This is a genomic window from Thalassoglobus sp. (genome assembly GCF_048270125.1).
In the GTDB taxonomy this organism is placed as follows: domain Bacteria; phylum Planctomycetota; class Planctomycetia; order Planctomycetales; family Planctomycetaceae; genus Thalassoglobus.
In genome coordinates this window covers 16549-30134 of record NZ_JBLWTN010000034.1, presented here as the reverse complement: position 1 = coordinate 30134, position 13586 = coordinate 16549, and the positions used below count along the sequence as shown (strand labels likewise).

The 13586-nt window shown below is 49.7% G+C and carries 9 protein-coding genes; 5 read left to right on the top strand and 4 right to left on the bottom strand.

What is annotated here, in order from left to right; genetic code table 11:
* Positions 1–6: 6 nt before the first annotated feature.
* Positions 7–189: a hypothetical protein gene (locus tag ACN0YR_RS22705; RefSeq protein WP_417851498.1), complete on the bottom strand. Its 183-nt coding sequence runs from the start codon at positions 187–189 to the stop codon at positions 7–9.
* Positions 190–773: 584 nt separating this feature from the next.
* Between ACN0YR_RS22705 and ACN0YR_RS22700 the strand changes: the two genes are divergently transcribed.
* From ACN0YR_RS22700 to ACN0YR_RS22680, 5 genes are all read left to right on the top strand, one after another.
* A complete protein-coding gene (locus ACN0YR_RS22700) occupies positions 774–1247 on the top strand; it encodes a DUF2141 domain-containing protein (RefSeq protein WP_417851497.1) in 474 nt (157 codons plus the stop codon).
* 127 nt (positions 1248–1374) lie between these two features.
* Positions 1375–1998, top strand: coding sequence for a TetR/AcrR family transcriptional regulator (locus ACN0YR_RS22695; protein ID WP_417851496.1), 624 nt, complete (start codon positions 1375–1377; stop codon positions 1996–1998).
* Between the two features lie 31 nt (positions 1999–2029).
* Positions 2030–3175: an efflux RND transporter periplasmic adaptor subunit gene (locus tag ACN0YR_RS22690; protein WP_417851495.1), complete on the top strand. Its 1146-nt coding sequence runs from the start codon at positions 2030–2032 to the stop codon at positions 3173–3175.
* Complete coding sequence (locus ACN0YR_RS22685; protein WP_417851494.1) at positions 3172–4383, top strand: ABC transporter permease; 1212 nt, start codon at positions 3172–3174, stop codon at positions 4381–4383. The genes ACN0YR_RS22690 and ACN0YR_RS22685 overlap by 4 nt, the downstream gene beginning before the upstream one ends.
* A complete protein-coding gene (locus ACN0YR_RS22680; RefSeq protein WP_417851493.1) occupies positions 4383–5108 on the top strand; it encodes an ABC transporter ATP-binding protein in 726 nt (241 codons plus the stop codon). The genes ACN0YR_RS22685 and ACN0YR_RS22680 overlap by 1 nt, the downstream gene beginning before the upstream one ends.
* A 387-nt stretch (positions 5109–5495) precedes the next feature.
* On the opposite strand, the gene ACN0YR_RS22675 is transcribed toward ACN0YR_RS22680, so the two are convergent.
* From ACN0YR_RS22675 to ACN0YR_RS22665, 3 genes are all read right to left on the bottom strand, one after another.
* On the bottom strand, positions 5496–9551 hold the full coding sequence (locus ACN0YR_RS22675; protein WP_417851492.1) for an SHD1 domain-containing protein: 4056 nt from the start codon (positions 9549–9551) through the stop codon (positions 5496–5498).
* Positions 9552–10081: 530 nt separating this feature from the next.
* Positions 10082–12607 (bottom strand): serine/threonine protein kinase, encoded by a 2526-nt coding sequence (locus ACN0YR_RS22670; protein ID WP_417851491.1) that lies wholly within the window; start codon positions 12605–12607, stop codon positions 10082–10084.
* Entirely contained in the window at positions 12600–13151 is a 552-nt protein-coding gene (locus ACN0YR_RS22665) for an ECF-type sigma factor (protein ID WP_417851490.1), read from the bottom strand. The genes ACN0YR_RS22670 and ACN0YR_RS22665 overlap by 8 nt, the downstream gene beginning before the upstream one ends.
* Between the last annotated feature and the right edge of the window lie 435 nt (positions 13152–13586).

The window sequence follows — 13586 nt, the reverse complement described above, 5'->3', positions numbered from 1 at the left end:
GGCTGTTTACGAAAGGCAAACAATCCGGCTCCCGCGCCGGATTCCGCGCTGGCTGGCGGAAAGCTCGCCACCGCAGTTCCCACCGCCGTTAATCGGCTGCGGAGTTGCCCGTCCGGTCTTGTGAGTTCCGAACCAATGCGGTTCTCGCAGGCCGGGCCATTTTGAATGAAGTCCACTCTCGAATGACACAGTTCATTTTTTAGCATTCAGAGATTGAATTCAAGAGGAAGTGTCTCCCAACAACGATTCCTGTTCGCAATCCCATAGTGTCGGCTCGACATTGTCGTAGTAGACGTCGCATTGTGAGCGAACCCAACGATAGATCGTGAGTACCTGATTGGTGGATAGATTCTCGACAAAATGTCCGACTGCGAACCGTCATCCGTATCGAAGAGATGATGCAGCTGTCGCCAAAGTCGCGCATTGGTGTGCCACATAACGGCAGTGTTCACCGGGCACGGAGTGAAGAATTTCTACTTGTGAAAACGCGCAAGCCGGACTCCGTGTGCATGGAGTTGTTAGCTGGTCCCCGATTTTCGTTTTGCCAATTTGAACACTCATTGGTAATGCTGAACAAGTCAGCAATGGCCTCGAAATTAAAATTTGAGGCCAAAATCTGGGAAGCAGAATGCAATCGCTACGCCACAAGAGGAAAGATCTCTTTCATTGCGTTCTGTACAAGTAGATACAGATGGCATTGACTCATTGTGACCAGCGGGTCATAATGAGTCAGGCAAAAGATCCCTCCTCTCGATTTGAGCAAAGGTTCTGCAATGAAACATCAGAACGAAAGAGCAGTGGCACTGATTTTGGCAACACTTTTCTTGGCCGGTTCAGCCTCAGATGTTCAGTCACAACAATCGAATAGTACCGCAAAGAACAATTTTGAGCTGACAGTACACGTCACTGAAATTAAGCACCAGGACGGAAAGGTCTTGATCGGTGTTTACAATAAAAGTGATGGGTTTCCTAAAGAGCTGGAGAAAGCGCTGCTGACTGCAAAAACTGCTCCCGGCAAGCCGACACATACATTCAGAGGGTTGAGCCATGGAAATTACGCAGTAGTCGTCATTCATGACCGCAATAATAATGGGAAGTTAGATCGCAACTTGCTGGGTATGCCCAAAGAGCCAGTCGGATTAAGTAACTATTCGGTAATTGGTATCTCTAATCCACCAACATTTAAAACAGCTTCGTTTACACTCAGTTCCATTGAATCAATAAATATAAAACTGAATCAATTCTGATTGTGACATTATTCCTGAGATTCAATCAGAATAGTTAAGTTTGAGAACTCAAACGCTCAGGTAATTCTCTTGTTTGTGGTACGGGTCCAGCACACTCATTTTGATTCAACAGAAACAGTGAACGATCATGGCTAAACGCCGAGGGAAAAGAAAAGAGGCACGTCCAGCCGAAATTTTACAGGCTGCGATCGAGGAGTTCTCCGAAAACGGTTTTGCCGGTGCAAAAATCGTTGACATCGCTACTCGTGCGGGAGTGGCGAAAGGGACGGTCTATATTTATTTCAACACAAAAGAAGAGATTTTCGAGGCCATCGTTCGTGATCGCATCAGTCCCGTATTCAAAATCGTCTCGGGTATTGTCAAGTTCTGGCCGGGATCTCAAGCGACGCTTCTCAAACAGATTATCACTCGTTTTTATAGCGAGATCGTCGAGAATGAAGAACGACGTATGATTCTGAAAACGTTAATCTCTGAGAGCGATCGTTTCGAAGAACTCGCAAATTTCTATTTCCAAGAGATATTAGTTCCTGCTCGCAAAATGTTTAAGAAAATCATCAAAAAGGGGATTGATAAAGGAGAGCTTAGAGATACTTCAATCGTTAATGAGCCTATGGTGATCGTAGGTCCGGCGCTCATGGCGGCTGTCTGGAAAATGACATTTGAATCATCTGAGAATTTGAACACCCAGCGCTGGCTTGAAGCACACGTCGATTTGGTTCTCCACGGCCTCCAGAACACAGAAAAAAGTTAATAAGAATACAGATCACTCCGGAATCAAGATTATGGGAAAATTATGGTTCATCTTGAAACTTGCTCTCCTGATAGGAGTTGTTAGTGGAAGCCTCTATTTCTTCAAGTTTTCTCCCCTCTCAGTGATCACACACACCGTGCAACGCGATGCAATCTCAGTTGAAGTGATGGGGACGGGTACTTTGGAAGCTCGGGTCCAGACAACCATCAGTCCGAAAATATCAGGTCGCATCGTGGAAGTGATTGTCGATCAAGGAAGTCGTGTCGCTACGGGTGACTTATTAGTTCGGCTGGATGACGACGAACTGCAGCAACAAGTTGCAATTGCACAGGCCAACGTTGACGCTGCGTCTGCTGCAATCGTTCGTCTCAAAACGGATAAAACTCGCTCAGCTGCGGTTTACGAGCAAGCAAAAAAGAGCCACGACCGGACAGTGCACCTTGTGGAACAGAATGCTGCAAGTCGCGATGACGTGGACAAAGCGATTGAAGCGCTGGCGGTCGCTGAAGCGGGTGTCTCTCGATCCGAAGCTGAAATTGCGGAAGGGCAGAAGGTGCTAGTCGCTGCGGAGAAGACTCTGGAATATCACCGTGCGAGATTACACGACACCAAGATCATGGCGCCTTTCGATGGTTTAATAATTAAGCGGAACCGCGAACCTGGCGATGTTGTCGTACCTGGGAGCTCGATTTTGAGCTTAATTTCAACTGACGAATTGTGGATCAATGCATGGGTCGATGAAACAGAAATTTCCAAGTTAGCCACTGATCAACCCGCTAGAGTTTTGTTTCGCTCCAAATCAGAAAAGCCCTATCCAGGAAAAGTTGTCCGACTCGGCAGAGAAGCGGATCGGGAAACTCGTGAGTTCATCGTTGATGTTCGTGTCCTTGAACTTCCTTTCAATTGGGCAGTAGGCCAGCGTGCAGAAGCTTTCATCGAAATCGTTAACAAAGATGACGTTCTCGTTTTACCTCTAGAATTTGTCGTCAGGCGTGACGGCAAAACAGGTGTTTTCACTCTTGCAGGTGGGGTAGCTGAATGGCGGCCTGTAAAGCTGGGAGTTCGGAGCCGCGACAACATTGAAGTTATGGCAGGACTTGCTGAGGGAGAGATGGTCTTGAGCCCAAAGAGTCCAAATCAGGTATTGATCGATGGTCGCAAGGTGTCTATTCAATGAACCTTGCTATTAAAGATATTCGACACAATTTCGGTCGATTTGCCCTGACGGCTGTCGGGATCGGCATGCTGCTAATGGTCGTAATGGGGATGGGGGGCATCTATCGAGGTGTTGTCGAAGATGCCACGCTGCTAGTTGATCGAATAGGTGCTGATCTCTGGATTGTTCAGCGAAACACTCGTGGTCCTTTTGCTGAGCAGTCTCGCGTTCCTTCAAATTTGGTTTACCGTGCTGCATCGGTTCCCGGCGTCAAGTCGTCACGAGAATTTGTGTATCACACAATCCAGCGTCAGCGCAACGGCAAGCCACTCCGAATTGCAGTCTTGGGATTGAGTTGGCCAACAGACAAAGGAGAATGGATCCCTTTGACTTCCGGCCGATCACTTGGGCAGGGACACTACGAAATGATCGTAGATAAAACGCTCAATTTTGAGGTCGGTGAGGAACTGATTCTTGGAAAAGAAAAATATACGGTCATCGGAACGACCGATAACATGATCAGCTCGGGTGGCGATGGGATCGCTTTTTTTACAGTCGCCGATGCACAAGTCATTCAGTTCGACACCCCCGGTGAGGCCGTTCGATTGGAGCGTGCAGCTCGGGAGTCGCGCGGAAAAAAATTTGAACAGGCAATTCAACAACCGGTGATGCTGGAGAATGCTGAGAGGCCATCATCGCAACTCCCAGCAATTGCTCGTCCTCAGATTAGCGCTGTCATGGTCACGCTGTCATCGGGGGCCGACCTTGCTCAAGTTGCCCAGATTATTTCTGGATGGGGTGATGTCTCGGTGTACACTGCTGACGGACAACGCGAACTGTTATTGAAAGGAAGCGTAGAGAAAGTTCGACAACAGATCGGGCTCTTTCGTATTCTTTTGACACTCATCGCAGCCATTATCATGGCTCTTATTTTATACACGTTAACGCTTGACAAGCTCCATTCGATCGCCTTGCTGAAACTGATTGGTGCTCCCAACAGAGTGATCTTAGGATTGATTTTGCAGCAGGCATTGATTCTCGGAGTTGTCGGATTTGGGATCGGTTACCTTGTAGGACGCCAGCTGTTTCCAATGTTTCCTCGTCGTGTCATTCTTGCTAATACGGACTTGATCCAACTGGCGGGAATCGTACTGGGAATCTCGGTAGTTTCCAGCATGTTAGGGATCTGGAAAGCGATGAGAGTTTCTCCAAACGAGGCACTTTCATAATGACCGTTCCAGCAACAAAATACGCTATCGAAGCTGACAATCTGACGAAAATTTATGGAAGCGGCAACACTGAAGTCGTTGCGATGCGCGATGCGACGATGTACGTCAAACAAGGTGAAGTCGTTGCCTTGCTTGGTCCGAGTGGTTCAGGGAAATCCACATTTTTGACCGCCGTCGGCCTGATCAATCCTCCGACCTCCGGCCGCATCACGATTCGAGGCAAACTCGTTCAAGATGGTGAAACTCCTCACACCAACTTACGTTCGTTTCGCCGTGAGAACATTGGATTTATCTTTCAAAAGTCGAACTTGATCCCGTTCCTTTCGGCAGTAGAGAATGTTCAAATTGCGATGGAATTGAATGGTGATTCGAAACGTGCTGCGCGACGTCGCGCGATCGAGTTGTTGGACTATCTTGGTGTAGCTGACCGAGCGGACAATTTGCCATCCATGCTTTCTGGGGGACAACAGCAACGCATTGCCGTTGCTCGTGCAATAGCGAATCACCCCAGTGTTATCTTAGCCGATGAACCAACCGCAGCGCTGGACGGTCATCGAGGTCGACAGGTCATGGAGCTGTTTGCGAAAGTTGCACACGAACAGGGAGCGGGGGTGATAGTCGTCACACACGACCATCGTGCACTTGACGTCTTCGACACGATCTACGAAATGGAAGACGGATTGATGAACGAAAAATCTCACGAAGAAAAACTGGCAGCTAACTGAGGCAGTGGTCTGAATGGCTATGAGATGCTCTCAAACGTTGAGTGAAGATATACGCCACATCGATCGGTCCGTTCTGGTGAGAGGTCGAGGAGTCCAAAATAATGTGCCCGGGATGGGGCGCCTGCTTTGGCGATGTTGTGACGGATTCTGCTGTCTGTGGTGAGTTCAGGATCTGATACTCACCTGACGCAAAGCAAGTCGATCATCCATATCTGAATAAAATCGTTGAGTACCCAACTAGAGCATCTTTCGAATTGGTTTGCAGGTTCTGCCTCGTGGCGAACAGCACTTTTATTGATGAAACGCGTTCTTCACGGGCACATGGTAGAGCAAACTGCTCTACTCGGATACGCTCGGTCGGCAGATTGTAGCGACGAATCTCATTACCTATTTTTTTTGTGATTCTCTGATTTCCAGCGACAAGACGGTTTCGCCAGAGTCGGCGTTGACTAGTCGGGCAGACTGCAGATTGACGTGAATCATGGCGTATTGGCCGGCGTCACTTCTCTTCCTGTATTCCTTCATTTCACTTCTGATGTTCTGCGGAGGAGCGTGTTGCAGGCACGCTTCAATCCAGGGATGTGGAGCCGGCTGATCGAGGACCTCAACTTTCTGCGGTGTGAACGTCAGTTCTAACTGGAGTGGTGCATTGTTTGCCGCGATAGACGCATCTTCAGGAAGCCAGATTTCTTTGTCGATGCTGAGCACGGGGAAGATCGGTTCGGTTGCAGGCTTTGCGATTGGAAGTCCCGCAATTCCGCCGCTTGAACGCCCCCCCATCGAGGCTCCCTGAGTAGGTCCAGAGCGTTTCCCGGTGGAATCAGGAACAATATATTCAAAACGTTTCGTACTAAAGTAGATTTCGCGTGGCAGATTAGTCACCATTTTCTTCCAGGCAGCCACGTTTTCTTTCCTCTTGTTGAAAGCAGGCGTAGTTTTTGCATAGTCGGAAGCTGATTTCAAATCGCGTTCCGCCTGATCGTAGGCCGTCATTGCCGAATGAACGAAGTTTGTGTCGGAATTGAATGGTGTCTCGTAGACCCCGCCAATGACCGCTGGAGCAGGCGTGATGCCGAGAATCGGATGTCTGAATTCAAGTTTGCCGAATCGGATGGTGAGTGGTCCGGCAGTTATTGATTTGTTCTTCTCGACCCATCTCTTGAATTGCGTTACCAATTTTTTACGCCCGTCTTCATCGGGCATGTTATCGAATACAGGCAAGGCTTCGCCCAGTGCCGGGTCGACGCCGTAGGTGTTCTTCTTGGGATCTGTCCGAAACCAATGCTCGTGCTGCAACCGCGTTACGATGAATTGATCGAGATGACTTTCGAAAAACCTGGATTGATGTTTGGCGATCAACAGAGGAATCATGGCAGGAGTTAAGTCTTGCGATGACGTGCGGCTGGTTTTCGGGAAAGACTCGCCTGGTTCCGGAGTGAATGGATTGTCGTCGGGATTCACTTTACTAGCGGGCAGGACCGACCCTGGGATGAATGCGACCGGCTCGCCATCGCGGTTTAGAATACGAATGCCGTCGACCTTGCCGACGATGACCCCCTTGGGGTGTTTTTTGCCGTCGTAAGAGAATTCCGTGGCGAGATCGACCGTGATTTCACTGACAATAATTCGTGCCTCAAACGCCCGTGCTCCTGAATGTTTACGCAGGTAATCTGCTTCGGTTAAGGTATTCACGATTTCAGGGGAGAGTGGGATCTGGTCGAAGACAATTTCGCGATCCAAGGCAACCGCTGCCGGGTAGTCTGTCAGGAATTTTGCTCCACTTTGGATACTACGGACTGCACGGTTCATCCCATGCCCGGCATTCCCGCTGAACAGCCAGTCGTCGATCAATTGATCAGCTTTCAGGTTCTCCGGAAAACTTCGCACTCGATACAGCATTTTGTTTTGGACTGACTGTGGAAAGCCAACTCCCGGTTTTTGCTTCGGTTCACCAAACGTTGGTTCATAAACAGGTTCCAGCAGTTTGAATTTACCATCTTCGGATTGAGATGAAGAATAGCTGGGATCGACCACCAACGCAGTTCGAGCGGAGTTGAGTGTGACACGCGAAAGTGACACAGGAATGGCAAGTCTGTCTGGAACTTTGTCTGCAACTTGTTTGGCGAATGCCTCAATCATTGGTGTCAATGTGACTTTGGCAGACTCAACCGATTGGTCAACGACCTGCTCTTTTGAAAACAAGAAGGGGGCCACAGTCGCGTTGAAACGGTCATCCCAGTTTGGCTCTTTGCGAATAAATGACCACGCCTGGTCATTCCCAGAGAAGATCTCCATCAATGGTCCGTTCGCAAGATCTTGCCGCTGCGATTGTAACTCTCGATAGCTGTAAATGAAGATCGGCTGTTTAGGGTTCAGATTCATTGCGGTGCTGCGTCCCGCTTGTTGCAGCTTGAATTTCTGAGCGATCTCGTCGAGTTGTTTCCAGATTTTCTGCTCGGTCACAATTTGATTGCGTGTCCATTCCTCGAGTCGTTCTCGATTGAGCAACTGCGGATGCTCACGAAACTGTAACAGTGCCATCCGCATCCGTGCCATGTCAGGGACTCGTTCACCTGCCTGTTCATTGGCCGATGTTGTTGCTTTAGTGATTGAGTCTGGTTCAGCGACTGGTTCAATTTTGAATAGATGCAATTCCTGCTGAGTGAGGGGATGCAGGACTCGAGCTGCGATTAAATTGCTTGGGATCTCTTGCAGCTTTCCTTCAGCGATAGTGATTGGCCCCACCTGAACAAGACCTTCGATGAGTACTTCACGTTCTTTGCTTCGACCTCCCGGCCGCGTAGAGAGTTGCTTGAGCAGCGACTCGGCTTGAGCGGGCGACATTGGGAGGTGATCAATCTTGTCGAGATGTGTCACTGCGAGCGTGAAGACGGCTGAACGACCATTCCTTCCCATATCTAACGGCAGCAACTGCGAGGGACGAAAGTTCATTCGAAAAATTGGGGCAACTGTTTTCTGCGTGCCGTATTCTTTGCGTGCTGTTGGAGAGAGGTAAGCCCGTTCTACGGGAATTTTGTCTTTAGCAAAGCCGTTCGTGCTGTAGTTCAGACCACGCAGCGTAGTAAAAGGCAACGGAAATTTCTGGGCAGCGAAATCATACTCACCTAAACGGACTGACCAACGTAAACGGAAGACTGCTGTCGGTTTCCAATTCTCGGCGTCAGCAAGTTGTTTAGATGCGGCATCCTGGACTCTCTTATCGATGTTTCTGCGAGTGAACTCGTTCTGAAAATACTCTTGTGAGTCGTCCCACCACTGTCGATCAAACCCACGCTTAGCATGGATCCCATCTTTCTGGGGATCAAGCGGCGGTAGCGCAAGAGTCGTATAAACTTCCATCGCAAAGGAAGGATCTTCATTGAGGATATCACCGTTCGCAGCGTAGTACATCTTGAGTAATGTCTGGTGATCGGGTTTGGTGTATTTTGAGAACTCCGTTTTTCCATCATCCTTATTGAGCTGTGCGCTCTCCGGTTTATTTTGGCTTGAAGCGGGGTTCTGTGGGGTGGTACGAGTCATGCGATTGGGAATGGGAATTCCGGCACCGCCTTGCATCTTCACCCTTTCTTTCGCGCTAGCGAGGTTCTTTACCAAGCTCTCGTAAGCGTAAATCTTGCTCGCCACAGAAACGTCTTCCTCTGCCGGAGCCCGCAATTGTTCAGCGATAGGAGCTGCCTGATTGAGAATAGCCTCGACCTCTTCAATTCCACCCCTCCGGCGATACATCGCCGAGTTGAGCTTGCCGACCTTCCGGTTGAGAACTTCGAGCTGTTCGGTCAGGCGAGCCACTTCCTTAGGGGAAAGATCTTTGCCGGAAGTCGTGTTTGTTGGCTCGGCAGTCGCCGATGAAGGGGGGAAGGCTGAAACAGTCTCACCCGGAGAACTGGCGGCTGTGATCTGTTGAATGTAGTCCAGATCGGCTTTGCTAAACTTGGACAATGGCAGAGTGAATACTCCTATAGCGGCTTTCAATTGAATATTATCACCCTTGACCGCAACAAATTCGGCTTTCAGTTGCTGCGTTCCATCTGCACTCGTCCAGAGTCGCTCTTTTATCTGGGGCCCCGTTGTTTTCGAATCTTCTGCGAGCATCAGCTTTGCTTGCTCGCGAGCATATTGAGCGTCGGCTGCACTCATTTGGGAGAGATCGACTTTGAAACTTTTGCCCGAGGCTGATTGGTGGAGGTAGAGAGTATTTCCGTCGAGCCGAGTCATCTCCGCAACGATTGTGTTCTTCCCATCTGCACTCGTCCAAGTTCGTTGTTCTTCGGCAACTGCGTATTCAGAGGATTGCAGAATCAGGATGCCGAGTAGAAATGAAAAGCAGAGTACTGATGGCTTTGGAAAGAGCGATTCACCTACTGTGGACTGGCGAAGGTGCTTGTATTGATCAGTTCGTTTTTTGAGCGTTGAGAGAGTCATCTTTCGTCTCCAGTCATGGTTCTCGCCATTGAGAGGCACAGATTTCTTCGCGTCCGAGGTTTATTTAATCGATCAAAGTCGTGTTCTTAGAACTGATCCTGAAACTTGAAATTGCCCTCTCAAACGTTGAGGAAAGCGACTATTCCAGAAGTTTTCGGATTGGTTCTAGAGCATCTTTCGAAGTGGTTTGCAGGTTCTGCCTCGTGGCGAACAGCATTTTTGCTAGAGAAATGCGTTCTTCACGGGCAAACGGTAGAGCAAACTGCTCTAAACACTTGGCGACACCGAGCCTTAGAATGTGCAACACTGATTGGAATTTTTTTCTCCCGACAGCGTTGGTTATCGTCGAAACTTTGGATATGGCTGTCTCATTACTCATCTGGAGATCGCGACTACTCAGATGGCACGTGCGCGCAGCAACTGCCCCAGACTTCAGAATCGCATAAAAAACTGAAGATTTGAGTCACGATTTTGAGCAAACAGACTTCGAAGGAATATCGATCTGTGAAGGGCTCAAGAGACTCAGCACACTATTGCGAGTTTTTCTGAGAGTTCTTCGGAACCAGCTTGGCCAGCCAGATGTCGAATGAACCCTGTCCGCCTTGCATATTTGTCGTGAAGAGCAATGAGCGATTATCGTCAAGGAGTCTGGGAGACCCGCTGGAGACTTCGTCGCCAGAGATGCCTGAAAAAAGCAGACTTGGTGCGGACCAGGAATCACCGTTGGCTGCACGCGTCGAATAGAACAGTCGGGTCTGACGAGCTTTCTTCCCATTGTCGATTTCTGTTGCAAAAATATACATCTGGGCGTCGTCGCTCAAGGTCCCTGAATTCTGGATCGGTGAGAGGATCGGCAACAGATACTCACTCGACTCATCAAATGGGGAATCCAGGGCCTCTCGCCGCCAGATCGTCAGTTTTCCATTAGTTTGAGTCTGATCTGTGATCAGCTTTCCCGAGCGAAAAGCCGTCAACCCGTTCGGAGTCGTATCGTAATTCTTCAACGGACCTTCCGAGTAGGGATCGAGCAATGCCTTGGACCACGGGGCATCGACATTCTCTCTGACAGAGTGCATTAAGGCGTTTCCGTCACCTCGAAACCACAAACTGAGACCATCGCTCGAAAGCCGTGGTTGCTCTTCTTTCGAGTCTGTATTGATTTCCGGTGGCAAACGGACCGGTTCTGACCACGGTTCCTCCGGTGAGCTACGTGTTGCGATCCACAGGTCGCGATTTCCCGGTGGCTGTTGCTGTCGCAGCGACGAATAGACAATGGTCCGTCTATCCGCCGTCATGTCAGCTCCGAACACGATAGCTGGGGAATTGATCGTTGGCCCGAGATTCTTTTCCACCCGCCACTCCCATTGCCCCGAGGCTAATAAGTCGGCTCCTGAAACTTGAGTTTCGTTCGTGCTGATTTCTGAGTGAGTCGTCAACCCGTCAACCGAGCGGCGATCTGGAGAATGCTTGACCGATTGACTGGTGACGGAATCACCTTTCATCATCTGTAATGTTTTATTCTGTGCGGTATCATGCCTTGTCCAGCTGAGTGCGATCAGGACAACTGCTGCCGCAGCACAGGGTGCCCACAGCCAACTGAACGCTATGAGGCGTTTTATCGTAACTGGCTGCTTGCCTGTCGTTGGCGATTCGCTAATGTCGGTATTGAGAGTTATTGATTCCTTAGCGGCAGCAGGGGACGCCGCTGAGTCAGTCGTACGTGCTTTTCTGACCGGTGGCGCGATGCGACAGTCATCCAGTGCGACCAGGAATTCGGCGATGGACCGAAATCGATCTTCAAGCTTCTTGGCTACCATTCTGCGGAAGATGGCATCGATGGAGTCCGGAACATCGGGGCGTTTGTCCTTAAGTGAAGGAATGGCTGCCTCACGATGCTCGACAAAGACTTTGAATACCGTACTGCCAGAGTAAGGTGTGTCGCCAGTCAGCAGATAGTAGAGAGTGCAGCCTAGACTGTAGATGTCGGATCGGAAGTCGACAAAATGGGCGTCCAGTGACTGTTCGGGAGCCATGAATGAGGCGGTTCCAAGAACAGCTCCGGCGGCTGTTAATTCCGTACGGCTGACATATGGTTGACCGCTATCATTGTCAGTCTCTTCAGGATTCAAAGACAGCGATTTATCGATGTGAGCAAGTCCGAGATCCAAAATCTTCACGACTCCCCGATCGTCTAGTAGCAGGTTTCCCGGTTTAACATCCCGGTGCACAATTCCACGCTCATGTGCGTGTTGCAATCCGAGCGCTGCCTGACGGATGTAATCGACAGTCTTGGGCAAGGGGAGAGGACCCGAAGTCCGCACGATCCGATCTAGATTGTCACCTCGAACGTACTCCATCACGAGGAAGTTGATGCCACGGGATTCATCGGCGTCGTAGGCTCTCACGATATTCGGATGTTCGAGTGTTGCGGCAACACGGACTTCTCGCTGAAAGCGTTTCACCAGATCTGCCGACCCTAACATTTGATGTGAGATCATTTTGACAGCGACGACACGATTCATTGAACGATGAATGGCTTTGAAGACCATTCCCATCCCGCCGACGTCGATCAGGTCCAGAATAAGATACTTGTCAATCAGCAGCTCAGGTTCACCCTTTAACAACGCCGACGCCTGATACTCTGTTAGTTTTCCTTCGGAAACGAGACGAGACGCGATCTGCCGGGGCTCTGTTGAAGGATCTCCGGTCGAAATCGAGTCGTTCACAGACGCGAGTTCATCGGGGGAAAGCACACCGACTTCCGTAAGCTTTGATAAGAAGTCATCAGGATTGATCTCCGCTGGCTGATCGCGTTCTACTCGAGTCTGGAGGTCATCATCGCCATCTAGCCGAGGGATGTCAGCAATGACTTCGTCCAAATTCTGTTCAAGCGGATCCAAGCTTGGCTCGGCGTGGTCCAAGAGCGATCGAACTTCCGTGATCAGTGCGCTGTCCGAACCACATTCTCTCCTAAGCCAGGCATCGAGTTTCTCTGGACGAATATCAAGAGCGGCAAGGAAGACCTGCTGAATCTTTAGAGCGCGCGAATCAGTCATCAGGATGATTGCCTTCAAATTCGGGACCAAGTTCGCGGTACAACCAAGCCTTTGCAAACTTCCAGTCGTTATTAACGGTCCGGAGTGAGACAGCCAATTGTTCCGCAATTTCTTCTCCGGTGAGTCCGCCGAAGAACTTCAGTTCGACGATCCTTGCTGCTCGTGGCAATTGAGACGCAAGTACGTCCAAAGCATCGTTAAGTTCAAGGACATCTAACCCTTTGGCGTCATCGGCGATTGAAATGTGCAATGGAATTCCACGACCATCCTGGCCTCCGCGTTTTAAGCGTTTCCTGCCACGTGCATAATCCACCAGCAGTCGGCGAATGATGGTCGCACCGGCTGCCAACATAATCGACCGATTGGCGGGATCGAGATTCTGCTGATCTTGCAGCCGCAAATAGGCATCGTTGACCAAAAGCGTTGGTTGCAGTGAATGTCCTGGCTGCTCACCGCTAAGTGCTTTCTCGGCAAGAACGTGCAACTGATCGTAGATGGACTGATTCCAGCCCACAGCTTCATTTTCAGACGAAGAGTCGCTCACAAGAAAAACCTGAGTAGGGGAAATCAAGAAATCTAGAATCAGTCCGAAAACCACTGGGATTGTCGCTTTTCTCAATGTTTGAGCGAGCAAATTCGGGTTTCAGGATCAGTTCTAAAAATTGCACAGACCTGTTTGCACTTTCCAGAGACCGTTTGATTGATAACCAGAGCCAAAAAGTCTAACTCATTGTTCATTGAGGACCAAGACCTTGAGGAATCCGTAGAGTTCAATTCTGCTACTGTAGACACCAGGCAGAAAATGTAGCGCCTGTCGGAGGGATGTTTTTCGGAATGAACGTATAGCGACCAGATGATCACTTGTTGAGCGAGGGACGGGTGATTACGAACATGAAATAGTGGGCGGAGATCCACAGTCGTGTTCTGAACGGCGAGATCGGTAAGCGAGCTGCATGTCGTGAGTACGACATGCACTGGA

What these genes read in the sequence shown, in the direction of transcription:
- ACN0YR_RS22700 (WP_417851497.1), top strand. Translation starts at nt 774, where the DNA reads ATGAAACATCAGAACGAAAGAGCAGTGGCACTGATTTTGGCAACACTT.
- ACN0YR_RS22695 (WP_417851496.1), top strand. Translation starts at nt 1,375, where the DNA reads ATGGCTAAACGCCGAGGGAAAAGAAAAGAGGCACGTCCAGCCGAAATT.
- ACN0YR_RS22690 (WP_417851495.1), top strand. Translation starts at nt 2,030, where the DNA reads ATGGGAAAATTATGGTTCATCTTGAAACTTGCTCTCCTGATAGGAGTT.
- ACN0YR_RS22685 (WP_417851494.1), top strand. Translation starts at nt 3,172, where the DNA reads ATGAACCTTGCTATTAAAGATATTCGACACAATTTCGGTCGATTTGCC.
- ACN0YR_RS22680 (WP_417851493.1), top strand. Translation starts at nt 4,383, where the DNA reads ATGACCGTTCCAGCAACAAAATACGCTATCGAAGCTGACAATCTGACG.
- ACN0YR_RS22675 (WP_417851492.1), bottom strand. Translation starts at nt 9,551, where the DNA reads ATGACTCTCTCAACGCTCAAAAAACGAACTGATCAATACAAGCACCTT.
- ACN0YR_RS22670 (WP_417851491.1), bottom strand. Translation starts at nt 12,607, where the DNA reads ATGACTGATTCGCGCGCTCTAAAGATTCAGCAGGTCTTCCTTGCCGCT.